The sequence below is a fragment of the Sphingobacterium sp. HMA12 genome (assembly GCF_002933815.1).
Taxonomy (GTDB): Bacteria; Bacteroidota; Bacteroidia; order Sphingobacteriales; family Sphingobacteriaceae; genus Sphingobacterium.
Genome location: NZ_BEYR01000001.1, coordinates 2,516,147 through 2,541,255, shown reverse-complemented (window position 1 = coordinate 2,541,255; position 25,109 = coordinate 2,516,147). Strand labels below are relative to the sequence as shown.

General features: G+C 41.8%; 24 protein-coding genes. 20 read left to right on the top strand and 4 right to left on the bottom strand.

The features are described 5' to 3' along the window. Positions 1-101 precede the first annotated feature (101 nt). The 4 genes from HMAT_RS11065 (at position 102) to HMAT_RS11050 (ending at position 6,543) form a co-directional block, all read left to right on the top strand. On the top strand, positions 102-1,265 hold the full coding sequence (locus tag HMAT_RS11065) for an aldose epimerase family protein (protein WP_199768594.1): 1,164 nt from the start codon (positions 102-104) through the stop codon (positions 1,263-1,265). 158 nt (positions 1,266-1,423) lie between these two features. Further along, positions 1,424-3,469 (top strand): beta-L-arabinofuranosidase domain-containing protein, encoded by a 2,046-nt coding sequence (locus HMAT_RS11060; RefSeq protein WP_104382755.1) that lies wholly within the window; start codon positions 1,424-1,426, stop codon positions 3,467-3,469. A gap of 30 nt (positions 3,470-3,499) precedes the next feature. Further along, entirely contained in the window at positions 3,500-5,344 is a 1,845-nt protein-coding gene (locus HMAT_RS11055) for a glycoside hydrolase family 2 protein (protein ID WP_104382754.1), read from the top strand. Between the two features lie 98 nt (positions 5,345-5,442). Further along, positions 5,443-6,543 carry a family 43 glycosylhydrolase gene (locus tag HMAT_RS11050; protein WP_104382753.1) on the top strand — a complete coding sequence of 367 codons (1,101 nt, stop codon included), beginning with the start codon at positions 5,443-5,445 and terminating at the stop codon, positions 6,541-6,543. Between the two features lie 41 nt (positions 6,544-6,584). Here HMAT_RS11050 and HMAT_RS11045 read toward each other — a convergent pair whose 3' ends face one another. Further along, positions 6,585-7,532, bottom strand: coding sequence for an alpha/beta fold hydrolase (locus HMAT_RS11045; protein ID WP_104382752.1), 948 nt, complete (start codon positions 7,530-7,532; stop codon positions 6,585-6,587). A gap of 281 nt (positions 7,533-7,813) precedes the next feature. Between HMAT_RS11045 and HMAT_RS11040 the strand changes: the two genes are divergently transcribed. From HMAT_RS11040 to HMAT_RS11015, 6 genes are all read left to right on the top strand, one after another. Beyond that, entirely contained in the window at positions 7,814-9,325 is a 1,512-nt protein-coding gene (locus tag HMAT_RS11040) for an ankyrin repeat domain-containing protein (protein ID WP_104382751.1), read from the top strand. A gap of 4 nt (positions 9,326-9,329) precedes the next feature. Further along, positions 9,330-9,815, top strand: coding sequence for a DUF2271 domain-containing protein (locus tag HMAT_RS11035; protein WP_104382750.1), 486 nt, complete (start codon positions 9,330-9,332; stop codon positions 9,813-9,815). Between the two features lie 6 nt (positions 9,816-9,821). Next, positions 9,822-12,020, top strand: coding sequence for a PepSY domain-containing protein (locus HMAT_RS11030; RefSeq protein WP_104382749.1), 2,199 nt, complete (start codon positions 9,822-9,824; stop codon positions 12,018-12,020). A gap of 40 nt (positions 12,021-12,060) precedes the next feature. Continuing rightward, positions 12,061-13,041, top strand: coding sequence for an FAD:protein FMN transferase (locus HMAT_RS11025; RefSeq protein WP_199768593.1), 981 nt, complete (start codon positions 12,061-12,063; stop codon positions 13,039-13,041). Positions 13,042-13,240: 199 nt separating this feature from the next. Then, on the top strand, positions 13,241-13,798 hold the full coding sequence (locus tag HMAT_RS11020) for an RNA polymerase sigma factor (protein ID WP_199768592.1): 558 nt from the start codon (positions 13,241-13,243) through the stop codon (positions 13,796-13,798). Between the two features lie 10 nt (positions 13,799-13,808). Further along, positions 13,809-14,147 (top strand): hypothetical protein, encoded by a 339-nt coding sequence (locus HMAT_RS11015; protein WP_104382748.1) that lies wholly within the window; start codon positions 13,809-13,811, stop codon positions 14,145-14,147. Positions 14,148-14,197: 50 nt separating this feature from the next. On the opposite strand, the gene HMAT_RS11010 is transcribed toward HMAT_RS11015, so the two are convergent. Next, positions 14,198-14,647 carry a PDDEXK nuclease domain-containing protein gene (locus HMAT_RS11010; RefSeq protein ID WP_158655772.1) on the bottom strand — a complete coding sequence of 150 codons (450 nt, stop codon included), beginning with the start codon at positions 14,645-14,647 and terminating at the stop codon, positions 14,198-14,200. Positions 14,648-14,985: 338 nt separating this feature from the next. On the opposite strand from HMAT_RS11010, the gene HMAT_RS11005 reads away from it, so the two are divergent. Both HMAT_RS11005 and HMAT_RS11000 read left to right on the top strand, forming a co-directional pair. Continuing rightward, entirely contained in the window at positions 14,986-15,279 is a 294-nt protein-coding gene (locus tag HMAT_RS11005; protein WP_104382746.1) for a hypothetical protein, read from the top strand. 108 nt (positions 15,280-15,387) lie between these two features. After that, positions 15,388-15,840, top strand: a complete 453-nt coding sequence (locus HMAT_RS11000) for an Hsp20/alpha crystallin family protein (RefSeq protein ID WP_104382745.1) — start codon at positions 15,388-15,390, stop codon at positions 15,838-15,840. A 49-nt stretch (positions 15,841-15,889) separates the two neighbouring features. Here HMAT_RS11000 and HMAT_RS10995 read toward each other — a convergent pair whose 3' ends face one another. Further along, entirely contained in the window at positions 15,890-16,471 is a 582-nt protein-coding gene (locus tag HMAT_RS10995) for a DUF4126 domain-containing protein (RefSeq protein ID WP_104382744.1), read from the bottom strand. Between the two features lie 268 nt (positions 16,472-16,739). Between HMAT_RS10995 and katG the strand changes: the two genes are divergently transcribed. Continuing rightward, positions 16,740-19,019 carry a catalase/peroxidase HPI gene (gene katG, locus HMAT_RS10990; protein ID WP_104383389.1) on the top strand — a complete coding sequence of 760 codons (2,280 nt, stop codon included), beginning with the start codon at positions 16,740-16,742 and terminating at the stop codon, positions 19,017-19,019. Between the two features lie 107 nt (positions 19,020-19,126). Here the strand turns inward: katG and HMAT_RS10985 are convergent, their stop codons facing one another. Next, positions 19,127-19,873 carry a YqjF family protein gene (locus HMAT_RS10985; protein WP_199768591.1) on the bottom strand — a complete coding sequence of 249 codons (747 nt, stop codon included), beginning with the start codon at positions 19,871-19,873 and terminating at the stop codon, positions 19,127-19,129. A 204-nt stretch (positions 19,874-20,077) separates the two neighbouring features. Between HMAT_RS10985 and HMAT_RS10980 the strand changes: the two genes are divergently transcribed. The 7 genes from HMAT_RS10980 (at position 20,078) to HMAT_RS10950 (ending at position 25,045) form a co-directional block, all read left to right on the top strand. Further along, the gene (locus tag HMAT_RS10980) at positions 20,078-20,476 is read left to right on the top strand and encodes a hypothetical protein (protein WP_104382743.1); all 399 of its coding nucleotides are present in this window, start codon (positions 20,078-20,080) and stop codon (positions 20,474-20,476) included. Between the two features lie 92 nt (positions 20,477-20,568). Next, positions 20,569-20,913 carry a hydrogenase maturation nickel metallochaperone HypA gene (locus HMAT_RS10975; RefSeq protein ID WP_104382742.1) on the top strand — a complete coding sequence of 115 codons (345 nt, stop codon included), beginning with the start codon at positions 20,569-20,571 and terminating at the stop codon, positions 20,911-20,913. 13 nt (positions 20,914-20,926) lie between these two features. Then, the gene (gene hypB, locus HMAT_RS10970) at positions 20,927-21,655 is read left to right on the top strand and encodes a hydrogenase nickel incorporation protein HypB (protein ID WP_104382741.1); all 729 of its coding nucleotides are present in this window, start codon (positions 20,927-20,929) and stop codon (positions 21,653-21,655) included. A gap of 82 nt (positions 21,656-21,737) precedes the next feature. Continuing rightward, entirely contained in the window at positions 21,738-22,217 is a 480-nt protein-coding gene (locus HMAT_RS10965; RefSeq protein WP_158655771.1) for an urease accessory protein UreE, read from the top strand. Further along, positions 22,207-23,208 (top strand): ABC transporter substrate-binding protein, encoded by a 1,002-nt coding sequence (locus HMAT_RS10960; protein ID WP_104382739.1) that lies wholly within the window; start codon positions 22,207-22,209, stop codon positions 23,206-23,208. The genes HMAT_RS10965 and HMAT_RS10960 overlap by 11 nt, the downstream gene beginning before the upstream one ends. Then, the gene (locus HMAT_RS10955) at positions 23,205-24,221 is read left to right on the top strand and encodes an iron ABC transporter permease (RefSeq protein WP_104382738.1); all 1,017 of its coding nucleotides are present in this window, start codon (positions 23,205-23,207) and stop codon (positions 24,219-24,221) included. Before HMAT_RS10960 ends, HMAT_RS10955 begins: the two co-directional genes overlap by 4 nt. Continuing rightward, positions 24,218-25,045, top strand: a complete 828-nt coding sequence (locus HMAT_RS10950; protein WP_104382737.1) for an ABC transporter ATP-binding protein — start codon at positions 24,218-24,220, stop codon at positions 25,043-25,045. The genes HMAT_RS10955 and HMAT_RS10950 overlap by 4 nt, the downstream gene beginning before the upstream one ends. The last annotated feature ends 64 nt before the right edge of the window (positions 25,046-25,109 follow it).

Here is a 25,109-nt window from a genome sequence, read left to right as displayed (position 1 = left end):
GGATTTTAGTATTTGTATTGCAACCAATAAAATTATAAAAAATATGGATAACAATGCATTTGTTATTCAACAAAGATTATAAACTGTTTAAATCATAAGAAATGAAAGGAAAATTGATGTTGCTGGCTATTTCCGGTTTACTTACCTATTGTTGTCTGTCCTGTCAACAAACGAATAGATCAAAAACGGCTTCAAAAGACACGGTGGCAGCTTTGATGGACACTTCATCATTTAGCGCGACAATCGATACAAAAAAAGTCTATCTATATGAATTGACCAACAAAAACGGTGTACAGGCCTATTTTACTAATTTTGGGGCCCGCGTTGTTGGTTTATGGGTACCGGATAAGGAAGGTAAATTGTGTGATGTTGTCTTGGGATTTTCTAAGGCCGGTGATTATAATAATCCCAAAGAACCATTTTTTGGAACAATCGTGGGACCTTTCGGCAATCGTATTGCAAAAGGGCATTTTAAGCTGGATGGCAAGAACTATACGCTGGCTGTCAATAATGGACCTAATACATTACACGGTGGTTTCAAAGGCGTACATTTTGCGCATTGGACCTTAAAGAAAGCTGATCGGTCGTCCCTTACTTTTGCGTATACCTTGCCGGATGGACAGGAAGGATTTCCGGGCAACATTCAGATGGAAGTTACTTATACGCTCAATGACAAGAATGAATTGATGATCGCTTACCGAGCTGAAACTGATAAAAAGACAGTGATTAATTTAACAAATCATGCTTATTTTAACTTGAATGGCGAGGGCAGCGGAACGATTTTGGACCACCAGCTTCAATTGTTTGCCAATCAATATACCCCCGTCGACAGTACCTTGATACCTACAGGACAATTGGCCGAAGTAAAAGGAACAGCGTTTGACTTTACCTCTCCCAAGGCCATTGGAAAAGATATCAATGCCACTGATAGGCAGCTCATCTATGGAAAAGGATATGACCATAATTTTGTGTTGAGCAAGGAGAAAGAAGGCGAGTGGTATAAAGCCGCACACGTCGTGGGAGATAAGTCTGGTATTATCATGGATATTTTGACCACCGAACCGGGGATTCAATTCTACAGCGGCAACTTTATGAATGAGCAAGTGCAGTTAAAAAATGGAAAAAAGGACGCTTTTCGGACAGCGTTCTGTTTAGAACCACAGCATTTTCCGGATGCGCCAAATCAACCCAACTTTCCAACGACAGTTGTAAGTCCTGGACAAGTCTATCAAACGAAATCCCTGTATCGTTTTTCAATAAAATAATATAGATTAATAATGATTGGTTTTGGAAGTACATCCCTATGGGGATGTGCTTTCTTCTTTTGATACAAATAGGCAGTCTTTTGAGAAAAATCAATCGTCCAACTCATTGATTAAACCTTATTTTTGGATAATCAGTTATAATACTAATCAAGCCAATAATGACAAAAAAAATAGGTCTATTATCTTATTTCATTGGAATTTGTTTTTTAAGTTCTGCGCAGAGCAATGCCGTCATCGCCGTTGATCAACTACCGGTTGAGGGTAAAAATCTAAACTATATTAACAACCGCTTGCCGTTAAAACAGAACGCCCTGCTAAAATTGCCTGTAGGAAGTATTGTTCCTCAAGGTTGGTTGGGGAAATATTTGGAATTGCAAAAAAATGGTCTTACTGGTCATCTTGGTGAGATTAGTGCCTGGTTATCAAAAAAAAATAATGCTTGGCTGAGCGCAGACGGAAAGGGTGATTATGGCTGGGAAGAAGTTCCTTATTGGTTAAAAGGCTATGCAAATCTGGGCTATATTCTGAAAGATCCCAAAATAATCGCGGAGTCAAAAATATGGCTGGAAGCGGCCATGAAAAGTCAAAGGCCTGATGGCTACTTTGGCCCCCTGATCCTGCGCAACAATAAACCTGATTTATGGGGTAATATGATAATGCTTTGGTGCCTACAATCCTATTACGAATATAGTGCTGATCAACGTGTACTAACCCTAATGACAAACTACTTTAGATGGCAGGCGAGTTTACCGGATAGCTTTTTTCTAAAAGACTATTGGGAGAATAGTCGTGGTGGGGATAATTTATTATCCGTCTATTGGCTCTATAATCGGACCCAGGGGAATGAATGGTTGATGGACCTCGCAGATAAAATCCATCGTAATACGGCCAACTGGCGGCAAAAAGATGACTTGCCCAACTGGCACAATGTCAATGTTGCACAATGTTTCAGGGAGCCGGCAACTTATTATCTCAAAAGTCAGTCCGCTGAAGATCTGAAGGCGACTTACAATAATTTTCATTTTGTCAGACAGGTATTTGGTCAAGTGCCGGGTGGAATGTTCGGCGCCGATGAAAATGCTCGTCCGGGGTATACCGACCCGCGGCAAGGAGTAGAAACCTGCGGTATGGTCGAACAGATGGCCTCCAATGAGATCCTTCTGGGAATTACGGGCGATCCCTTTTGGGCAGATCACGCAGAAGACGTGGCCTTTAATACATATCCGGCAGCCGTAACAGCTGATTTCAAAGCGCTACGTTATATCACTAGCCCAAATATGAGCATTAGTGATAGTCACAATCATGCTCCGGGCATTGATAACAACGGTCCGTTTTTGATGATGAACCCTTTTAGTTCACGCTGTTGTCAACATAATCATAGTCAAGGATGGCCGTATTATGCAGAGCATCTGTATATGGCAACAAACGATAATGGCGTTGCCGCAGTACTTTATGCTGCATCCCATGCAGATATCAAGGTCGGGGATAATCAAAAGATTCAGATTCAACAAAGCTCCAATTATCCATTCGAAGAATCGATTCGCTTTGCAATAGGAACGAATGGAAAGGCTATTGATTTTCCGTTCTACTTGCGGATTCCTGCCTGGGCGAAACAAGCACAGGTCAAAATTAATGGAAAGGTACAGGGCGTTGAGCCAGGTGCAAAGTACATCCGGATTGACCGAAAATGGAAAGATGGAGATCAGGTGGAACTATTGTTGCCAATGTCCATTGAGTTGAATACCTGGAAGGCGAATAAAAATGCCGTGAGTATCCAACGGGGACCACTGACTTATGCCTTGAAGATTAAAGAGAATTACGTACAAAAGGATAGTAAAGCTTCGGCTATAGGTGATTCAAAATGGCAGGAAACTGCTGACCCAAGCAAGTGGCCTTCGTATGAGATTCTGCCGGCGAGCGACTGGAATTATGGCCTTGTCCAAAATCAATTGCTTGCTCCGGGTCAATTGAAAGTTGTCAAACGGGCTTGGCCAAAAGACGCTTTTCCGTTTGAAGCGGATGCGGTACCCATTTCTATTTTGGTAAAAGCGAAACGAATTGATGGTTGGAAAATAGATGAAAATGGGTTGACCGGGGTGTTGCCATTGAGTCCGGTCGAAAGTCAGGCAGCCGTACAAGAAGTCGAATTGATCCCGATGGGGGCAGCCCGACTGCGTATCGCGGCATTTCCGACAGTAAAGTAATAAAAAGATATAAATGACATAACGATTTCTATGATGAAGAAAACCTTATTTTTTACCAGTTTGATGATGGCTGCACAGTTGAATTTTGCCCAGGAGTGGAAACCGGTTGGCACACATATATTGACCTCTTGGGGTGAAAAAGTGACTGCACAGCAACCACATCCAGAATATCCGAGACCACAACTGGTGCGAAAAAATAACTGGCAAAATTTAAATGGCCTATGGAAATATGCCATTACTCCAGTAAATGCAAAAGAAATTCCCCAACAGTGGGACGGAAGTATCCTAGTGCCTTTTGCGGTAGAATCTGCGCTTTCTGGTGTAGGTAAGGAGGTCGGCAAGGATAAAGCATTGTGGTATACCAATACGATTACCTTGGATAAGTCGGTCAACAAAAATAATGTTTTGCTCCATTTTGGCGCTGTGGACTGGCAATGCGATGTATATGTAAATAATCAATTGGTCGGTAGACATGAAGGCGGTTTTGACCCTTTTTCGATGGACGTGACCCGTTTTCTCAAAAAAGGAACTAAACAGGAAGTCGCGATACGTGTATGGGATCCGACAGATGAGGGGCCACAACCAAGAGGTAAGCAGGTCAATCGTCCAAATGGCATTTGGTATACACCGGTTACCGGAATATGGCAAACGGTATGGCTGGAAAGTGTGCCATCATCCTATATCGTGACAACAAAACAGACACCGCGGTTGGATGAAGGGATACTAGCCTTCCAGGCGACAGTGGCAGGTAGTCAGGCCGGTGATGAAATTAAAGTGCGGGCATTAAACGGAACTCAAGTGATTAAAGAACAGGTGGGACAACCAAATGCAGCTTTCGAGCTTGCCGTTCCGAATTTGGAAGCCTGGTCACCCAATAATCCGAAGCTTTATGATTTGGAAATTCAGTTAGTCCGCAAAGGGAAGGTCATTGACCAAGCGAAAAGCTATTTCGCGATGCGTAAAATTTCAATGGGAAAAGATGAAAACGGGATACAAAGGCTCCTATTGAACAATAAGTTTACATTTCAGTATGGACCACTTGATCAAGGCTGGTGGCCCGATGGTTTGCATACTGCACCTACGGATGAAGCCCTAAAGTTTGATGTAATCAAGACAAAGGAAATGGGTTTCAACATGATCCGTAAGCACATTAAAGTTGAACCCGCGCGGTGGTATCGCTACTGTGATAGCATTGGTATGCTTGTCTGGCAAGATATGCCAAGCGGCGATCTCGGCGGAAATCATTGGGACATGCAACCTGGGAAAATATCTGGCGGAAATCGGGATAAGGTGCGTTCAGCAGAGTCTGAAGGATATTATAGAAAAGAATGGAAAACCATCATGGAGGTTTTGCATAATTACCCCAGCATTGTGATTTGGGTTCCTTTTAATGAAGCCTGGGGACAATTTAAGACAAAAGAAATCACCGAATGGACGATGGCCAATGATCCATCCCGTTTGGTAAACAGTGCCAGTGGCGGTAATTTTATGGAAACCGGCCATATACTGGATATACACAACTACCCAGATGCGGCAATGCCGGATCCAAAATTGTTTGGCGCAAATCAGGTACTGGCATTAGGTGAATTTGGAGGCCTGGGACTTCCCGTAGATGGTCATTCCTGGCAACAAAAAGACAACTGGGGCTACCAGAGTTTCAAAAATAAAACCGAACTGCTCGAACGGTATAAACAATTGATCCGTGATTTGACAAGACTGATTCCTATGGGGCTGTCGGCAGGCGTTTATACACAGACGACAGACGTGGAGGTGGAAACCAATGGTTTGATGACGTATGATCGTAAAGTCATTAAAATGCCTGAAACAGAATTAAACGCTGCCCACCAGGCCCTCTATCATGCGCCAACGAAATAGTCTTAAAGGAACACCATGAATGGAAATTGTGACTGCTTTCATATAATTTTTTCGGATACAATGATAGGAAAGCATCTGGATAACATAAAATTGATAAAATGCTGCAGTCGAACTCGTTAAAATATTGGAGTGGAGTAGTGGTAATCCTGAGCCTGTTGAACTCCTGTAGAAGTTCTTCAGGTTCAGTTACACAACCTGTTCAGACCACGCGGTCTTCCGTAAAAAACACAACGTATATAAATCCTGTCTTTGAACCGATACTCGCAGACCCTACAGTCGTACGTAATCCACAGAATAAATTATTTTATGCTTATGGAACAGCTGATAATTGGGGCGATGGTAAGGGACAGCGTTTAGTTTCTATTTTGCAGTCAAAAGATCTAGTACATTGGACCTGGATCGGAACGGCATTTTCAGCCAAACCCAACTGGAAGCCGGAAGGTGGGATCTGGGCGCCAGATGTGGTGTTATTGAATGGGAAATATATAATGTACTATGCTTACTCTACCTGGGGCGATCCTAATCCCGGTATTGGAGTGGCCCTAGCGGACAAACCTGAGGGGCCATTTGTGGATCAGGGCAAACTGTTCGATAGTAAATCGATCGATGTACCCAATTCGATAGACCCCTATTTTTTCAGGGAAAATAACCGGAACTACCTCTTCTGGGGAAGTTTTAGCGATGCCACTACGCAGGGGACTTTTGGTATTCCTTTAAATAATAATGGGACGCAAATCCCCGATCTTAAGAAGAAATTTAAGGTTGCAGCTGGTGATTTTGAAGCTGTGGTCATCCACAAAAGAAATGGCTATTATTACTTTATCGGTTCAAAAGGATCCTGTTGCGAAGGCGAGAAAAGTACCTATCATGTCCTCGTTGGCCGATCAAAAAAATTGCAGGGCCCTTATCTGGATCAGGAAGGCCGTGATTTGACACAAAGAGGAAGCGGAACATTATTACTGAAAGGGAATGATAAATTTGTGGGCACTGGGCATACCTCCCGGATTATAACCGATGAGCAGGGCAATGACTGGCTGCTTTATCACGCCATGGACCCCAAACGGCCTCGTGTTTCGACAGGAGGAAATCGCCGCATGCTATTATTGGATAGGGTAATCTGGAAAGAGGATTGGCCAACGATTGAAGAGGCAACAAGTAGTGTCGGTGCGAAAGAGGCTCCAATGTTTAAAGAATACTAATCTTTAGTTGTCGCCTGTTATATGTACCATTCGATCTACGATTAACTTAAATGCTGATCGAGCCAATGATCTATGCATTGAAAGACCTCTTCTTTACAATCTTCGTTGAGTATTTCGTGGCGCATTCCTTTGTACAGTTTTACGGTAATATCCGTCTGTCCCTGCAAGCGTAGCTGAGTGGCAGTCTGTTCCACTCCCTTCCCGAAATCACCAATAGGATCATCCTGTCCGCTAATAAATAATAGGGGTAAATTTTTGGGGATACGTTTTGTCAGCTTTTTGTCTGTCGCGCGTAGCGATAGACTCAATACCGTATAGAAACCATTGTTGGTAAATAAACCACCGCATAGTGGATCTTCAATAAAAGCCATGCGATTCGCTTTGTTGACACTTAGCCAATTGCTATTGTTTTGGTTGGGTTCATTCTTAAATCCGGCATTATTACGCCTGTCAAATATACCGTTGATTAATTTACTGCGTTTTTTGGGGAAAAGGGAATTCAGTACAGCCAATAGCGCACGAAAAGCTGTGGATCCCTTTTGTCTTCCACCCGTCCCCACGATTATGGCTCCTTTAAAACGATCTCCAGCTTGTTGTAAGGCACAACGTGTCACAAAAGATCCCATGGAGTGACCCAAGATAAAATGTGGTTGATCGGGATAGCGCTGTTGCAATACAGTACTCATGGTTAATGCATCCTGCACAAGCTGTCCCGCTGGATCGCTTTGTTGAAAATACCCTAATCCTTCCGCATTTATGGCCGTTTTTCCATGCCCTAACTGATCATAAATGAGCACAGCAATACCCTGGTCAGTCAGATGGTTGGCCAGGAGCTGATACCGGCCACTATGCTCTTGCATACCATGGACAATTAATAGTGTCGCTATTACCTTTTGGTCTACCGGCTCATACGTCCGGTAAGAGAGCTTGTAGTCTGCGCTTCCTTCAAAAGGACTTATTGGAAAGAGATTCGATGATACCGTATTCATGCCGCTGTTTTGTTGCTGTCAAAGCAAACTAAGACTATTTTATCAGATTTGCAAGTTGGACTCTTCGGGTTTGAACAAATTTAGCCTGTTTTAATTTTTTAGTATCAGAATATTTTTTAGATTTGCAATAATTTAGAATTAATTTAAATAAGAAATTGATTCTTTGTTTAATAATCAGTGTTCAACTGAGGTTCGCATAAGATTACAGGATATTCTCAAACAGATAGCGTGGGATAACGACTACTTATGATGACTTCATTATCAATAAAAAATACGTTCTAATGAAAAAGACACTTTTAGCAGCTTTACTTTTTGCGGCATCTTATGCTCATGCACAGACAAATTCATTAATGAATGGTGAGTTTTGGAAAGGTAAACCTACTTTGGCTACAGTTAAGGAGGAAATTACAAAAGGGAATAGTCCTTCACAACCCAATGCGGCATCTTTTGATCCCGTAACGATGGCAATCCTGAATGGAGCACCGACAGATGTTGTCAAATTCATGATCGAACAAGAAGGAAATTATGTCACTAAGAAAACCCACCATAGCCGGAGTTATCTGCATTGGGCGGCTTCAAGTGGTAATGCTGAATTGGTAGATTATCTCATTGCAAAAGGTTCCGATGTGAACTACCAGGATAGTCATGGCTACCCGATTGTAGCCTATGCTGCATCGACGGGAAATATCAATACCGCTGTTTATGATGCTTTATTTAAAGCTGGAGTAAACCCGAAACAAAAATATGAAGGTGGAGCCACGTTAATGATGCTGGCGGCTTCTGCTGATAAAGATCTGGCATTGACCGATTACTTTATCAAGAAGGGTCTTTCTATACAAGATAAAGATGAGTATGGACGCGTTGTCACGGATTATGCGGCGAAATTGGGTAATATGCCGCTGGTCGAAAAGTTTATCGCCCGTGGGGTAAAACCGACGAATAATGCGTTGTTTTTTGCAACACAAGGATCCAGACAAACATCGAATGGCTTGGAGACATATACTTATTTGGTAGAAAAACTAAAATTAGATCCTAAATTCATCAATAAAGATGGTGCGACTTTATTACATGCGCTGGTACGTCGTCCAGATATGGCTGTGATCAAATATTTTTTGGATAAAGGAGTTGATGTGTCGAAAGCGGATAACGAAGGCAATACAGCCCTTATGGTCGCGGCGAATGGCAAAGACGTGAAATTAGTGGAACTGTTACTTTCCAAAGCAAAGAATGTGAATGCTGTGAATGAGAAAGGTGAATCGGCATTGACCAAAGCAATCGGTAATGGCTCTGCTGAGATTGCAGCGCTCTTGATAAAAAATGGTGCCGATGCCAAATTATTGGACAAAGATGGTAACAACTTAGCTGTCTACTGGTTTAATTCTTTTAAGGAAGCTCCACAGGGGGGACGCCCGCCGCAGGGTGCGCAGTCCAATAACCCGCAGGTAGATGATTTTAAGGAAAAATTAGGCGTGCTTAAAGCTGGTGGATTGGATGTTGTTGCACCACAGAAAAACGGGAGCACACTCTATCATCTTGCTGTCGCTAAGGAAAGCACAAACCTCATTCAGAAAGCAAGCGAATTGGGGGTAGATATCAATGCACAGGATAAAGAAGGAACCACTGCACTACATAAAGCTGCTTTGATTGCGAAAGACGATTCATTATTGAAGAGATTGGTCGCTTTAGGAGCAAAAAAAGAACTGAAAACCGAATTTGATGAAACCGCATACGATTTGGCCAAAGAAAATGACTTTTTGTCAAAAGGAAATGTACAGTTGGACTTTTTAAAATAATAAGATGAATACTATAATTAAAATCGCGCTAATCACACTTTTGTTTTCTGCAGTTTCTGTCAGCACATTTGCCCAAACGGGTAAGTATAAATGTATGATCCAAATGAACGCCTATCAAGGAGAAGGAGCTTATGTCGTTATTTCACTCATAAACCCGAAGGGAGCATACGAAAAAACGCTTTCCGTATTGGGACCAGATAAACAATGGTATAACACATTGAAAGAATGGTATAAATTTCAGGCTAAAACCAAAGAAAAGCTGAGCGCAGTGACCGGTGCTTCTGTTGGTGGTGGTGACCGTGCGATGCGTACATTGGAAATTGATGAGTCTAAATTCAACAAAGGATATAAACTTCGCTTTGAATCCGCTGTAGAAGAACAGAAATATCATACTGCAGATGTAGAAATCCCATTAACAAAAGAGGCTATTACTGAAAAGGCAAATGGCAAGGGATACATTAAGCTTGTCAAATTAAATAAAGTACAATAAGAAAAAATGTTGGTATCTGTCTGGAGGTATGCACATTTAGCCTTAGCTCTTGTTTCTGCTGTTTTTTTACTATTATTATCGGTCACGGGAGTGATTTTGGCAATTGACGCCGTCAATGAAAAAATACCACCCTATCGAATAGAAAATATAGATTCTTTGGATCTTTCGCAGACCATTACTGGTTTGCGAAAGATTTATCCCGAAATTATTGAAATTTCGGTCGATCACAATCAATTTGTGAGCATTGACGCCATAGATGCTGAGGGAAATACGGTAAAAGGGTATATTGACCCGCAAACCGGCAAATATCTGGGTGCGCAAAAGAACAAAACACAGTTTGTTCAATGGACTACAGCACTGCATCGTTCCTTATTCTTAAAGGTAACAGGCCGAATCATTATCGGCATCGCTTCTTTTCTACTATTTTTGATTACAATCTCAGGTTTGGTATTGATTATCAAACGTCAACAGGGCCTTCGATATTTCTTTGCCAAGATCAATCGGGATTTCTTCGCACAGTATTTTCATGTTGTTTCAGGGCGGTTGTTTCTGATACCTATCTTAATTTTGGCTTTGACGGGGACTTATTTATTTATGGTTCGGATTGAACTGTTAAAGAAGACAAACCAAACGGTTGAATATCCAGTGAAGGAAAATGAAGCCGAGGAGCTGGCGATAGCAGATTTTCCAATCTTTAAAAAAACGAAGCTTAACGATGTTGTGAAGGTGGAGTTTCCTTTTATGGAAGGAGATCCTGACGAATATTATGTCCTCAAACTGAAAGAGCGGGAGTTGACAGTAAATCAATTAAACGGTGCGGTACATAAAGAAGTCAAGTATCCCTTTACTGCACTTGCAGAGCAATTTTCGCTCGATCTTCACACCGGTAAAACCAATATGATATGGGCCATCATTTTGGGGCTTGCATCACTGAATATTGTGTTTTTTATTTATACGGGTTTTTTCATTACCTTCAAACGTACGCGAACAAAGATTAAGAATAAGTATAAGGCAGCCGACGCCGAAATTGTTATTCTGGTAGGTACTGAAAATGGGAGTACCTTGTTTTTTGCCAATCAGATTCACAAACAGCTGTTGGCTGATGGTAAAAAATCACTTTTGCTTGGCATGAACCACTATCAGTATTTTCCAAAAGCAAAGCATCTTTTGCTGTTTACGTCCACCTACGGTCTAGGGACAGCGCCTTCCAATGCGGCTCAGTTTGAGAAAAAGCTATTGGCCTATCCACAGCAGCAGTCGATTAATTTCTCTGTTCTCGGTTTTGGATCAAAAGCATACCCTGATTTTTGTGCTTATGCGTATGCGATAGACAAGTTGCTTAGCGAGCAAGCATGGGCCTCCCGACTGATAGACCCACATACGGTTAATGACAAAAGTGTTGATGATCTGATTTCATGGGTACATCATTGGAGTGAACACACCAATATTGCCTTAGCTTCTGCTCCAGCGATATACAGCTCCAAAGTTGTTGGATTGAAGAAATTTAAAGTGATAGCCCGATCAACTGTTTCAGAGAGCAATAGTACCTTTACACTTTTATTGAAGCCACCTGGAAAAATGAAAGTACAGTCCGGAGATTTGTTGGCCATTTATCCGGCTCAGGATCAACGGGAACGTTTCTATTCCATTGGATGCAAGGATGGGATGGTTCAATTGGTCGTCAAGCTATTTCCAGATGGTTTTGGCTCGGGATTTCTATACCAACTAAAAGCTGATCAGGTTCTGGAAGCGCGTGTCATGGCCAATCCAAGTTTTCATTTTCCCAAGGCAGCACCTGCTGTGGCGTTAATTGCAAATGGAACCGGTATTGCACCGTTTTTGGGTATGATTGCAGAAAATCAGCACAAAATACCTGTCAAACTCTATGCAGGCTTCCGCAAGAACAATGAGATCATAGCACAATATCTGGAATTTACCGATGAACAAAAAAAACTGGGACAGCTGAACGATGTACAGTTGGCTTTTTCACGGGAACAGCAGGGGCAGTATGTGATGGATCTGATCCGTCAGGACGGTACGTACTTTGTTGAATTGCTCGAACAGCAGGGCTGTATCCTATTATGTGGTTCACTTCGTATGCAACAGGATGTCGAAGCAACTTTAAACGAGATACTGCTGGTAAGTACGGGCAAATCGATCAACATCTACAAAGAAAAAGGTCAGATTCTGACAGATTGTTATTAAACAAACAATCTTATGCCATCATTTATTTTGACAATGTGTAATGAATTATTATAAGCAGTATCTACTGATTTCAATACTTTGGTTGATAACCGCCGCTAACGGTTTTTCACAGGTAACGCTTAAAAAACAGGTGACCCTTATGGGCTCTGTTTTTGAGATCACCCTAGTTGATCAGGATAGCGTAAAGGCCAACCAGCATATTGTCGAAGTCATTGCCGAGATTGGACGCATAGAAAATCTGATTTCAGAGTGGCGTCCCTATACGCAGATTTCCGAGGTAAACCGGAATGCCGGGATCAAACCTGTCAAAGTTGACCGGGAAGTTTTTGATCTGACCAAAAGAGCAATTCAATACGCCCGGAATTCACAGGGAGCCTTTGATATTAGCATTGTCGCGTTAGATAAAATATGGAAGTTTGATGGCAGCATGGATACCATGCCCTCTGAGGATGCGATCAGAAATTCTGTTGCTAAGGTTGGCTATAAACATATTGTTTTGGATAGCGCTGCCTCGACTATTTTCTTGGAACTTGCGGGGATGAAGATTGGCTTTGGTTCGATCGGGAAGGGCTATGCCGCCGATCGGGGAAGGGAGATTATGAAAAACCGAGGTATACATGCAGGAATTGTCAATGCTTCCGGTGACCTATCGACCTGGGGTAGCCAACCAAATGGTGAACCCTGGAAAATAGGGGTGAACAACCCTTTTCGGCCACATGAAATGATAGAGGTCCTTCGTTTGAATGAAATGGCTGTCGCTACCTCAGGCAGCTATGAAAAATATGCCGAAATCGAAGGGAAACGTTATTCTCATATTATCAATCCTATCAGTGGATACCCAGCTACGGGACTGACTTCGGTGACAATCTATGGCCCGTCGGCAGAAATAGCCAATGCCCTGAGCACTTCCATTATGGTACTTGGTGAAAAAGAAGGAAAAAAATTAATCCAAAATTTTCCAAATTATCGTTTTATCTTTATTACAGACAAAGGAAAGATTGTCCGGGATAAACGCAAGTAATCCTATTAAACAACAACCTGTATGTTCATGTAACCATTGTGATTTCTTTACACCGGGTGAACCGATTGAGTTCATGAATGCCGCTTAAAAAATACAGTCGATGAATAAATCAGATAGCTGCATCACAGCTGAAAATAATTTAGAGTAAAAGCTTTGTTGATTCGTCTATGTAGCTATGGACATTGCATACCAAAATCATATGGCAGAAAAAAACTCCAGATCATTTACAGATATCGTCAAGACTTATGGGAGTCAATTGCTGCGTTTTGTAAAAGGAAAGGTCAAAAAGACGGAAGATGCCGAAGATATCTTGCAGGAGGTCTGGTATCAATTCAGCCGTTTGACCAATATGGACGAACTGGAAAATGCGGGGGCATGGTTGTATGCTGTCACCCGAAACAAGATTACCGATAGCTACCGAAAAAAGAAAGATGAATCGCTTGACGATTTAATGGCGGATGGAGAGGAAGTGGATACGGCCTTTCCGATACGTCAGTTTCTCCTGGCCGATGATTCGAACAATCCGGAGCTCAAATTATTCAAGGATATTTTTTGGGATGAGTTGATGAAAGCCCTCGAAGAATTGCCCGAAAAACAACGTCGGGTTTTTATGCTCAATGAAATTGAAGATAAAACCTTACAGGAGATTGCCGACATGGAAAATGAAAATCTGAAAACGATCATAAGCAGAAAGGGCTATGCTGTAAAACATCTGCGTTTACGTTTGCGGAACTTGTATGAAGAATTAAAATTTTAAAAGTAAAGCTATGAATAGAAGAATGAGAAGACAAGGAAAAGGCAAATTTGCTTTTGTGTTTGTTGCCATTATCATTGGAGTTTTCTTGCTGGTAGCCTTGTTGCAATATCTGTGGAATACATTAATGTGTGATATTTTCAATTTGAAGGCAATCACATATTGGCAGGCGTTTGGACTTTTTGTGCTATCACGAATTCTATTTGGACGTGGATTTGGTAAGCCGGGAAGAGGCGGGTTCCGTAAAAATTTCACTCCCGATATGGGCCGCCATGAAGATCTTTCGGAAGAGGAAAGGGAGCGCTTGCGTGAGGAATGGAAGCGTCGTTTCAGCGGACGATGTGGATTCTGAAAAAATTAGGTTAAAAATATGTGATTACCGCTTTTTAAGTAGCTATTGTTTTAAATATTCTTTAACTCATTATTGATAAATGCTTCCAGTTGTGATTTATCAGGTAGTTGTAGTTGGTATTTACTTACAAAAATATCCAAATCACTATCTGCAATGGCGTATTCTACCCATGCTTTGTTTTGGATGGTTACAAGTAAAATCCCGACAGCTGGATTAAAATGCGGTTGTTCGATATTTAAAAATTCAAAGAAGTAATGAGATTTAATCAAATCTCTTGTTTGTTGTGGCTTTATTTTTTTCATCACCTCCTCAAATGAATTTTTGTGGTTTTCGGATAATCCAACTCTTTCGTATGTAAGGGTATCAATTAGTCGTTTGAGTTCTTTTACAGTTGGCTGTGTTTTTAATATCACTAATTCATAAAAACGCCTTTTGGTTGGTTCCTCTATTTTGATAAGTTCAGTAAAATGTGTGTATGAAATAGATTGCCAACTCTTCAAAGAGTTGGACGTTTCATATCCCTTAAATTTGTGCAGAGTCGGAAAAGGATGGTAAAGATTTATGCAAAGCTATTTTTAAATCAGAAATTTTTTAAAAAAACTTAAAGTAAAAACTTGGTGCGGGCGTCTTCTTCTATAAAGGCGCCTTTTTTTATGTCAAAAGCTGAAAAAACACTTTAGAGGTAATGACAGAACGCGATGATCTGTTACTAGCGATATACAACAATTATAAGGGTTGAGAAATTGACAACGAAAGAAGTATATCGAATAACGAATAGGATTACCAATAAGTGGATTGACAGATTTTGGATTTAAAGAACAATTAAATTAAGGAAAAAATGAAAAATAAAATTCGATTTATATTGCCCCGCTTGATCGCATTGACGGTAATAGCGGGTTTAGCAACCTTGATAATAGGAGCGATCTTTAAGCTACTGTTGGTTGCATCCATCTTATTCGGAATAGGAAGTTTTGCAATGGCCAAAATGCGGCGGAGAGAGATGCGCTCATTTAAAATGGATAAGGCGCCAATTCACCCCGGTATGTACAGTGCTTCGAGGACGAATAGTGCAATCGTTCCTTTACACAAGCAACAACGGGTTAAGAATGCGACAATTGTTCCGGTATATTAATATCAGGACTTGGTAGAAAACCAAATAACATTAATAAAATGCGATAGTGAAGTCCCTTGGACTGCTCATTGCGCAATACACAATATTCATTATTAAAAAAATAAAGACATGTTTAAAAGAGATCATTATTCCAGCGGATATTCAAATCAAAACAGATTTTGCGGTCAACATTTCAAAGACCGTTTTGAAAAATTTCAACAGCATTTTTTTGAAGGCGAAGCAGGACAGCGCGGAGAGGGACAGCAATTTGTTCCTGTAAATATTTCCGAAAATTCCGAATTCTACGAAGTGCAGGTATTCGCCGCCGGCCGAAAGAAAGAGCAATTTCAGGTCAGTATAAATGAAGGGATCTTAACGATTTCTTGTACAGAAAATACCAACGATGCGGCAGCTTATATCTATAAGGAGCACTTGGGCACTGCGTTTGAACGTGAATTTCAATTAAATGAACAGGTACTCACAGATAATGTACATGCCAGTTTTGAAGATGGTGTACTTACAGTCATTCTCCCTAAGGATCTTGACAAGGTAAAAAGACCACAAGAAGTCATTATTGACTAAATAATCGGCAACAAGTTGAAAGAGGTCGATGCTGGCGCATTGATCTCTTTCATGTTTTTTTGAGCTTCTTTTGCAGCTGTTTTTTTCCAAATTTTCCGAAGAAATAAAATAGTGCTAGAACGACCAGAACAGCCATAAAAGGAACAAATATGGCCAGGATAGTCAAAATGGTTGAACCAATGGTTTCCATGGTCGAAATAATGAAGTTTCCAAGACCCGCCGTACCGATTGAGGAAGCCGCCCTCGTACCAGCAAGTACGGTACTGATCGTTGCAGCGGTTCCTCCGCCAGCGATAATGGCGGCCGACCAACGAAAAAATGGAGAAATATCTGCAAACTGTATGGCAAAAAGCAAGGTGCCTGCAATTGTTGCCAGGGGAATAGAAATTGTATCCAGGATATTGTCCACAACGGGTATGTAGTAAGCAGCAATTTCAATAATCATTGCTATGCTTGTCGTGATCAGGACCAGATTAGAACCAGCCCAAGTCCATTCATTGCCCACCTGAAACAACTCCAGACGACAGCCTAAACTCAATAAAAATAGTGGCATAAAAATTCGGAAGCCGGTTGCCGCTGCCAGACTTACACCGATAAATGCACTGACCAGGTATGTGGATAATTCCCCCATGACAAATGAATGTTAGTTTCTTCTATTCATAGAATAAAAAAAGAGTGTTTTTTGTTTTTTTAATTGTTGCGGACGATATAGCTAGAGCGTACATTTAAAGTATTTATTGGTATGATTGCTTATAAGGTTTAGTTATATTTATAGATTTTGATTATATTGTATCGAATCATTCGATGTGCAAGGGGGCGTGTATTTGTTTACTTTTATGGAAGTAAGGATCAAACAATTTGATCATTTAAGATATTATATAAATAAACTTTCTTTTAATATGGACAACAACGAAAAAGACATTAGCAAATGCCCATTTCACAATGGGACTATGCGCAACGCCGTTGCGGGAGGGGGAACTCAGAATCAAGATTGGTGGCCGAATAGACTTCGTGTGGATCTTTTGAGACAACATGCAACAAAATCAAATCCTATGGACGAAGGCTTTGATTATGCTGAAGCTTTCAAACAGTTGGATCTGGAAGCCGTTAAGAGAGATTTACATGTGTTGATGACTGATTCACAAGATTGGTGGCCAGCAGATTTTGGACATTATGGCCCCTTATTTATTCGCATGGCCTGGCATAGTGCCGGTACTTATCGCGTGAGTGACGGCCGCGGTGGTGCAGGTTCTGGGCAGCAGCGTTTCGCTCCTTTAAATAGTTGGCCGGACAATGTTAGCTTGGATAAGGCCCGTCGACTGTTGTGGCCGATCAAACAAAAATATGGTAAGAATATTTCGTGGGCAGATTTATTGATCCTAACGGGGAATGTTGCGTTGGAATCAATGGGATTTAAAACCTTTGGTTTTTCAGGAGGCCGTGTGGATGCTTTTGAACCGGAACTAGATGTGTACTGGGGATCTGAAAAGACCTGGTTAGGTGGTGATGTACGTTATGCGCATGGTTCTGAAGGGGTGGTTGAGTCACATGGTGTGTTATCAGCGGATGACGATGCAGATGGCAAACAACATTCACGCAATCTTGAAAAACCTTTGGCAGCGGTACAAATGGGGTTGATCTATGTCAATCCGGAAGGTCCTGATGGAAATCCAGATCCTATTGCAGCGGCAAAAGATATCAGGGATACCTTCGGACGTATGGCAATGGATGATGAGGAAACTGTTGCCTTAATTGCTGGAGGACATACTTTTGGGAAGACGCATGGTGCCGGACCAGCAGATAATGTCGGTAAAGAACCAGAGGCTGCTGGTATTGAACAACAGGGACTCGGATGGAAAAGTAGCTATGGCAGCGGAGTTGGTACTGATGCGATTACCAGTGGCCTAGAAGTAATCTGGACCCAAAAACCGACTGAATGGACAAATCTCTTTTTTAAAAATCTTTTTGAAAACGAGTGGGAACTTACGAAAAGTCCCGCAGGCGCTCATCAATGGGTAGCCAAGGGAGTAGAAGCCACCGTTCCTGACCCTTTTGATCCAAATAAAAAACGTAGACCGACAATGTTGACAACGGATCTCTCTTTGCGCTTTGATCCCGTTTACGAAAAGATTTCCCGTAGATTCTATGAAGATCAGGATGCTTTTGCTGATGCTTTCTCACGCGCCTGGTTTAAATTGACGCACCGTGATCTAGGTCCACGTGAGCGTTATTTGGGTACAGAAGTACCGAGTGAAGAACTGCTATGGCAAGATCCTATTCCCGCGGTAGATCATGTCTTGGTTGATGCAGATGATATTGAAGGTTTAAAAGCGACTATTTTAGCTTCAGGTCTTAGCACAGCGGAACTCGTGACTACAGCATGGGCTTCGGCATCTACATTCCGCGGTTCGGATATGCGTGGTGGAGCAAATGGTGCCCGAATTCGTTTGGCACCACAACGGTACTGGCAGGTTAATAACCCGACGCAATTGCAAAAGGTACTTACAGTGCTGGAGCAGATCCAACAGGATTTTAATGGTAAACAACAAGGGGGCAAAAAAGTATCGCTGGCTGATTTAATAGTCCTTGCCGGTGCAGCAGCAATCGAACAGGGAGCAAGAGCTGGCGGACATGCGCTAAAAGTTCCGTTTAATCCGGGACGCATGGATGCTTCTCAAGAACAGACTGATGTGGAATCAATGGGATATTTAGAACCTATCGCTGATGGTTTTAGAAACTATCGGAAGGGCTCCTACACAGTTTCTACAGAGTCCTTGTTGATTGATAAAGCGCAATTACTGACCTTATCTGTTCCAGAATTAACCGTTTTAATCGGTGGTATGCGTGCATTGCAAGCTAATTTTGATGGTTCTCGGACTGGTGTTTTGACCGAACGCCCCGGGCAGTTGACCAATGACTTTTTTGTAAACTTATTGGATATGGGGACAGCATGGACAGCAGTTTCGCAAGATCGGGAATTGTTTGAAGGAACCGACCGCAAAACGGGCGCAAGGAAATGGGTTGCTGGACGAGCGGATCTGGTTTTTGGTTCTAACGCCGAATTAAGAGCAGTTGCCGAAATCTATGGTAGTGCTGATGCGAAGGAAAAATTTGTTAAGGATTTTATCGGTGCCTGGAATAAGGTAATGGAGCTGGATCGTTTTGATTTACACAGATAAATTGACCTGGCACTGCCTGTTAAAATAAGTTCAGAACACAAGGGCGGCATGTGACAAGCAATTGATAATGGGAGAGCCTGTACTTGATCGGAAGTACAGGCTCTTTTTTACGGAGATGCGCGATCAAGACTAATCTCCATGGCTTCCCAGGCAAGTACAGGTACGCCGGGAGAGTAGTGTATAAGTGCAATATTTTCGTTGTGGAGATGGATATCCCCTGTTATATAGTCCAGCTGACATTCCTGCAATTGCACGGAAAATAACGGCCATTCCGGATGATGGATGTCGAAACGATATATTCCATCGGGTTTGTCCAGGTAAAGACAATAGCGTTCGGTAAGCCAGCTGTCAAGGCCGGATTTTATTTTAATCTCATCGGTCACCTCAAATGTCGTTTTCAACTTAAAACCTCTCTTTTGGTTAAGATTGTGGTATCCTTGTGCATCCCGTAGTATCATAGACTTTTCGTAAGGTAGCCCGGATAACTTTCTTGCGACTAATGCGGATAGATATTTACTCGCTTCAATATTGATAAAATAAACGCCCTTTTTGCCATCCTGATCAATGTAGGTGCGTACATTGATTTCATAAAAGTCCGAGATAGGCGAAAATGCAGGTAAATTTTTTGGGCGGATATCTTTCATTTTGAAAGCGACTAAAGATACATAAGAGCTGCCTTCGTGTTGATCAATCTGTAACTCGGCGGGTACTAAGGACCACAAGAGATCATAATCGACCTGAAAATGTAAAAAGAGCAAATCAAGCCATTCCTGATAGTACCGCCAGGAGCTAGTTGGTATAGGCCAGGGACGATGGCTATAATCGCTTAAAACTGTTTTAATTTTTTGTGCCAAAACCGTCAATTTACGCCTCTAAGATCATTTTAATCTGGCTTTAACCAAATTTTAATTTAATATATGAAGAATTATGGAATTTTCTTTGGACTTTTCCTATTTTGTGAAATAAAATTCAAGATTTGTGCTACTTTTTGTTGTTTGATCGGTAGTAACTTTGTGTTGTTTTCAAAGGGAAACTTGTTACTTTGTTAGTTTACAGCTATGTGGAAGCACTTTATTTTTCTAATTACAGTTCTGTTTGTTTCATTTAAAAGTTTAAATGCAAACAGTATTGTACCGAAAAGTGATAGTTTTCACCAGGACATTTCTTCCCTAAAAACGGAGCCGAATAAAGATAACTTTCTTCGCTCGACCCCTCAAAAAATAGACAATCCGAATTTACATCCCCTCTATCCATCGGTCCAATCTATTGCAGAATTGGACATTGAGAATAATCAAGATTGGTTAACGGACCGCTGGGTAGTTATGGTTGATTTGCTTTGGCATGAATTACTGCCTTCAATGCTGCAAAACGACTACCGTTATCTCCATGTTTTGGATATTGAACCGATTCCCATCGCACGGTTCCTGCTCTTTGAGCAAATAAAAATTCCATTTTAGCGATTTTGGAGCTTTCATTCTTCATGGAAGCTGAACGAAAAAGTCGTAATTTCTTTTCTAAATTTATTTTATTGATTTCTTAAAATATACCAATGCACGAGCTAAGTATAGTAAAGGATATCTTCGATACCCTGACCTCGCATTACGAGAGCAGAGTGGATGATATCCAGAAAATTCAGGTGACAGCAGGACTATTGTCCAATGTGCAGCCTGTGCTGATCCAAAATGCTTTTGACGCTTTTATCACTGAAAATACTCATTACCGGGATATGGAAATGGAGGTTGTAGTAAATGATATCATCGCCTATTGTGAGCACTGCAAAAAGAATTTTCCTGTTCATTTTCACCGATTTGTCTGCGATTGTGGACAGCCTTCGAGTACAATTGTTCAAGGAAATGAACTCTATATATCAAAAGTAATTTTTAAACACGATTAAAAAATCATTTATCATGTCAGACAATACTCAAAATCCTAAAAGTTTAGGTAACCGCGTCGGTTCGGTTCAATGTGAAAATACAACCCTACATTTATTAAAGGCAAACGATTTTGTCGCCAAAAGTATCCGCGACAGACTGAAAGAAGTATGTGTGGTTAATGTATGTTCTTCTCCGGGTTCTGGTAAAACAACGTTGATGCAAGAGACAGGAAAGCGTCTTTCCAAAGATCTAAACATTGCCGTATTAGTGGGAGACCCTGAAACAGAACGTGATGCTATTCGTATGCGCGATGTTGGAATCAATGCTTTGCAGATTGTGACCGGTGGTATGTGTCATATCGAAGCACAAATGATTTTACAGGCGCTTGATCACATTGATATCGAAGGAATCGACTTGTTGTTTATCGAAAATGTCGGAAACTTACTTTGTCCTTCTGCTTTCGATTTAGGGGAAGATTATCGGGTCACCTTATTGGCGACAACTGAAGGTGACGATAAGCCAAAAAAATACCCACGTATGTTTTTAACAAGTGAACTGATGCTTGTTTCAAAAGCGGATTTGTTGCCTTATGTGCCTTTCTCCGTAGACGCAGTGACAAAGGATGCTCGTGAAGTGAATCCAAACCTGGAAGTGATCACAATCAGTACCTTGAACGGAGATGGTCTGGACAGCTGGTGCGACTGGTTGAAAGAGAAAGTCCAATTGAAAAAAGAACAACAGAAAGTAGCTGCGGCGAAATAGTAAATGCGCAAAAGCGATCAGCGATCGGATAGAACGATGGTTGATTACTGCGCGAAACATGAATGAGAAATCCTATATAACAATGAATAAATTGCCTGTACCGATAGATACCATTGTGTCCCAGCCTCAATCCGTTGCTGGACAGGTAGATCAGGTGTATATCGAATGGTTTGAAATTAATAAACGCCGTTTGACCAGAAATACCTTGTCTGGCAATACGATCCTGATGCAATTGGAGCACGGAAGGGAATGGCATCATGGAGATGCACTCTATCACAATGGCGTGTTACAGGCAATCGTTATGGTCAAGCCGACCTTGGCGATCAGGTTTAATCCCTCAGGTCTGATCCAACTCGCAGATTTTAGTTATTTCGTCGGTAATAGACATTTGCCTATATTCAAAGTCGATCAGAGCGAATCGTTTCGTTTGCCATACGATGGCCGGCTCTATGAACAAATTGCGGCGAAATATGGCGCGTCGGTCCAATTAGAAGAAGCAATGTTGCTTTCCGAAGACCTAATTCGCCAACAGCTCAAGAACAGGAGAAAGAATGAAAACTAGTATATATACATTACTATTGCCGCTGGTCTTGTTGGTCTTTTTACAAAGCTGCCAAAACCAACAGTCCAAAGCAAATAAAAATGGGGTCAAGGCGACAGATGGTCGCGGTAAGGAAATTACGTTAGCACGACCAGCACAACGTGTTGTCGTTCTGTATCCCTCTCTTGTGGATGAGGTGTATATGCTGCAGGCCAGTGACCGGCTGGTCGGTATTCCTGAACAAGTCTATCAAATGGAGGATACCTACGCTTTTTTATCGAAACTAGATCCACGTATCATTGAGAAAAGCATAGCAACACCGACATTTGGGGGGCAGGCCAACAATGTAGAAAGCATCGTAAGCCTGAGCCCTGATCTTGTCCTCACATTTGATACCGATCAGGATAATATCGCGCAGCTCGAAAACCTGGGTATTCCCGTCTATACCTTTTCATCGAAGGATGAAACCAGTATTTTTAGCGAACTGATCGGTATGGCAACGCTATTGGACAAGAAGGCGCGGGCTGAGGAGATTGTGAAATTTGTTGGGGATGAGGTTAAAAAAATGGCAGCTCCGCTAAATCAACCGCAAAAGAAAGTGTACTACGCCTGGTCAAAAGGACGGGTACTTTCGACTTCGGGAAAAGGAAGTCTCATTGATATGGCTATTCGCCTATCGGGTGCTGCGAATGCCTGTCCTTTAGAAATGGAAGCACCAAATGTAGGAGCTGAAACGATCTATAAGTGGAATCCTGATCTCATGATACTATGGAATTCCAAAAGTTCTGATGTTTACAACCTGAAAGAATTGGCGGCACTGCCTGCCGTGAAAAATAAACAGGTATTTGTGATGTCGCCTTCCTTTCCTTTTGATCCTCATACAGTAAAATTCATGCTCTTCGCCAAACAGGTGCGGCATTGGTGTTTCCCGAGTTATACCAAGGAGCAACTGGATCAGGACATGGCAGTAGCTTTTGAAAAATTATACGGTAAAGCAGGGCTTCTTCAATGATACTTCAACTAAAAAAGCTGATTTTGCTTGTCATATTGCCGCTCTTGCTTTTGCTGCTTTCTTTATTGATCGGCTCGAGTCAGCATATTGGTATTGTTGAACTCTGCCAGCGTATCGGATTAGAACTGGGACTTTATAAGGGTACTGATAGCCCCGTGCTGATGAGTAATATGGATACGATTTTGTGGCAGGTACGCTTGCCACGGATCCTATTAACCTTTATGGTAGGTGCAGCTCTAGCTTCCTCTGGGGGAACACTACAAGCTATTTTTCGAAACCCTATTGTTGATCCGTTCACCTTGGGCATATCTTCGGGAGCAGCTTTCGGCGCTGCTTTGGCTATGCTGTTTCCACTTTTATCGGTTAATGTCTCGGCGTTCCTATTTGGTGTCTGTGCTGTCGCATTGACTTACTTTGTATCCAATGCAGGTTTAAAAACATCGATTATTGGGATGGTGTTGGCAGGAATGGTTATTTCAGGGGTATTTACGGCGATGCTTACCCTATTACAATATATGAGTGATCCTTACAAATTGCAGGCTATTGTACAATGGACAATGGGAAATCTCCATACCGCCTCTTGGTCAAAAGTGCAGCATGCCTTTTTCCCGATTTTGATCGGATTGATCATATTGATCTTATTGCGCTGGAAATTAAATTTATTGGCATTGGGAGATCAGGAAGCAATTGCGGTAGGTGTAAATCCGAAGCTGTTGAAATTGATCATGATTGGAGTGGCGACAATGATCACCGCATCAGCTGTTGCTGCGGTGGGCGTGATTAGCTTATTCGGACTTATTGTCCCGCATATCAGTCGCATGATTTTTGGTCCCAACAATAATATTGTCGTATGGGCTAACATCAGTATTGGCGGGACATTCCTGTTATTGATTGATGATTTTTCCCGTGCAGTCATGCCTTTCGAAATTCCGATCGGTGTATTTACGATGATTATTGGCGCGCCGCTCTTTATCTACCTAATGCGTAGGAACGAAATTAACTGGAACTCATGAGTAAATCCATCCATATCAAAAATCTATCTTTTGCCTATGCTAAAGAGACTATTTTGCGGGACGTCAATGTAACCTTTCCCGAAGGAAAACTTTCAATTATTTTAGGCCGAAACGGCAGCGGAAAGTCGACCTTATTCAATGTCATCGCTGGTTTGGAGAAGCAATATCAGGGGGTGGTAATGATCGGTGAAACGGAGCGTCGAAACTGGAAAATAGGGAAGTCGAATGCGCTGAAATTGGGCTTCTTAAACCAGTTTCATCAGACAACTTTTCCTTTTAAGGTGGCTGATGTCATTTTAACAGGGCGCGCTTCCTTCAGTCGTTTTTCGCCGAATCACGAGGATTTTGAGGCTGTGGAGAAGATCTTGGACAAGTTTAATTTAGCACATTTAAAACAGAAGTCCTACACCTCCTTATCCGGTGGTGAACGCCAGCTGGTCTTGCTTTGCCGTGTATTGGTTCAGCAGCCTGATCTATTGCTGTTGGATGAACCGACAAACCATCTTGACCTGAACTATCAGATGGCGGTTTTGCAGACCGCCAAAGAACTCGTGAAGGAGGGAACAACAGTGCTCTGTGTCATGCACGACCCAAATATGGCCTACCTTTTTGGTGACCACTTTTATTTGATGCAGGAAAATACGCTTGTGGATCTGCAAAGTCTGAATAGAGAGCAGGTCCGGGAGGTATTGGAACAGACCTATCAGTTGCCATTGATCAGTTTGGAAAATCAAGGTAAATGGATGTTTGCCCCTATGCTGCATATGCATAAATCGACCTCGAAAAAATCCCTTGAACTGGAGGAAATAAATAATAAACGATAACCGGCCGTAAACAGCCGGCCGAAGGGCTTACAGATTCATCGTGACAGAATGGGCGCTAAAAACG

Excerpts from the sequence above, each read along its gene's own strand:
- HMAT_RS10995 (WP_104382744.1), bottom strand. The coding sequence starts at position 16,471 with ATGGGGGAATTATCCACATACCTGGTCAGTGCATTTATCGGTGTAAGT.
- HMAT_RS11040 (WP_104382751.1), top strand. The coding sequence starts at position 7,814 with ATGAAAAAGACACTTTTAGCAGCTTTACTTTTTGCGGCATCTTATGCT.
- HMAT_RS11035 (WP_104382750.1), top strand. The coding sequence starts at position 9,330 with ATGAATACTATAATTAAAATCGCGCTAATCACACTTTTGTTTTCTGCA.
- HMAT_RS11020 (WP_199768592.1), top strand. The coding sequence starts at position 13,241 with ATGGCAGAAAAAAACTCCAGATCATTTACAGATATCGTCAAGACTTAT.
- HMAT_RS11000 (WP_104382745.1), top strand. The coding sequence starts at position 15,388 with ATGTTTAAAAGAGATCATTATTCCAGCGGATATTCAAATCAAAACAGA.
- HMAT_RS11055 (WP_104382754.1), top strand. The coding sequence starts at position 3,500 with ATGATGAAGAAAACCTTATTTTTTACCAGTTTGATGATGGCTGCACAG.
- HMAT_RS10955 (WP_104382738.1), top strand. The coding sequence starts at position 23,205 with ATGATACTTCAACTAAAAAAGCTGATTTTGCTTGTCATATTGCCGCTC.
- HMAT_RS10980 (WP_104382743.1), top strand. The coding sequence starts at position 20,078 with ATGTGGAAGCACTTTATTTTTCTAATTACAGTTCTGTTTGTTTCATTT.
- katG (WP_104383389.1), top strand. The coding sequence starts at position 16,740 with ATGGACAACAACGAAAAAGACATTAGCAAATGCCCATTTCACAATGGG.
- HMAT_RS10965 (WP_158655771.1), top strand. The coding sequence starts at position 21,738 with ATGAATAAATTGCCTGTACCGATAGATACCATTGTGTCCCAGCCTCAA.
- HMAT_RS11065 (WP_199768594.1), top strand. The coding sequence starts at position 102 with ATGAAAGGAAAATTGATGTTGCTGGCTATTTCCGGTTTACTTACCTAT.
- HMAT_RS10975 (WP_104382742.1), top strand. The coding sequence starts at position 20,569 with ATGCACGAGCTAAGTATAGTAAAGGATATCTTCGATACCCTGACCTCG.
- HMAT_RS10950 (WP_104382737.1), top strand. The coding sequence starts at position 24,218 with ATGAGTAAATCCATCCATATCAAAAATCTATCTTTTGCCTATGCTAAA.
- HMAT_RS11050 (WP_104382753.1), top strand. The coding sequence starts at position 5,443 with ATGCTGCAGTCGAACTCGTTAAAATATTGGAGTGGAGTAGTGGTAATC.
- HMAT_RS11005 (WP_104382746.1), top strand. The coding sequence starts at position 14,986 with ATGAAAAATAAAATTCGATTTATATTGCCCCGCTTGATCGCATTGACG.
- HMAT_RS11025 (WP_199768593.1), top strand. The coding sequence starts at position 12,061 with ATGAATTATTATAAGCAGTATCTACTGATTTCAATACTTTGGTTGATA.
- hypB (WP_104382741.1), top strand. The coding sequence starts at position 20,927 with ATGTCAGACAATACTCAAAATCCTAAAAGTTTAGGTAACCGCGTCGGT.
- HMAT_RS11045 (WP_104382752.1), bottom strand. The coding sequence starts at position 7,532 with ATGAATACGGTATCATCGAATCTCTTTCCAATAAGTCCTTTTGAAGGA.
- HMAT_RS11030 (WP_104382749.1), top strand. The coding sequence starts at position 9,822 with ATGTTGGTATCTGTCTGGAGGTATGCACATTTAGCCTTAGCTCTTGTT.
- HMAT_RS11060 (WP_104382755.1), top strand. The coding sequence starts at position 1,424 with ATGACAAAAAAAATAGGTCTATTATCTTATTTCATTGGAATTTGTTTT.
- HMAT_RS11015 (WP_104382748.1), top strand. The coding sequence starts at position 13,809 with ATGAATAGAAGAATGAGAAGACAAGGAAAAGGCAAATTTGCTTTTGTG.
- HMAT_RS10960 (WP_104382739.1), top strand. The coding sequence starts at position 22,207 with ATGAAAACTAGTATATATACATTACTATTGCCGCTGGTCTTGTTGGTC.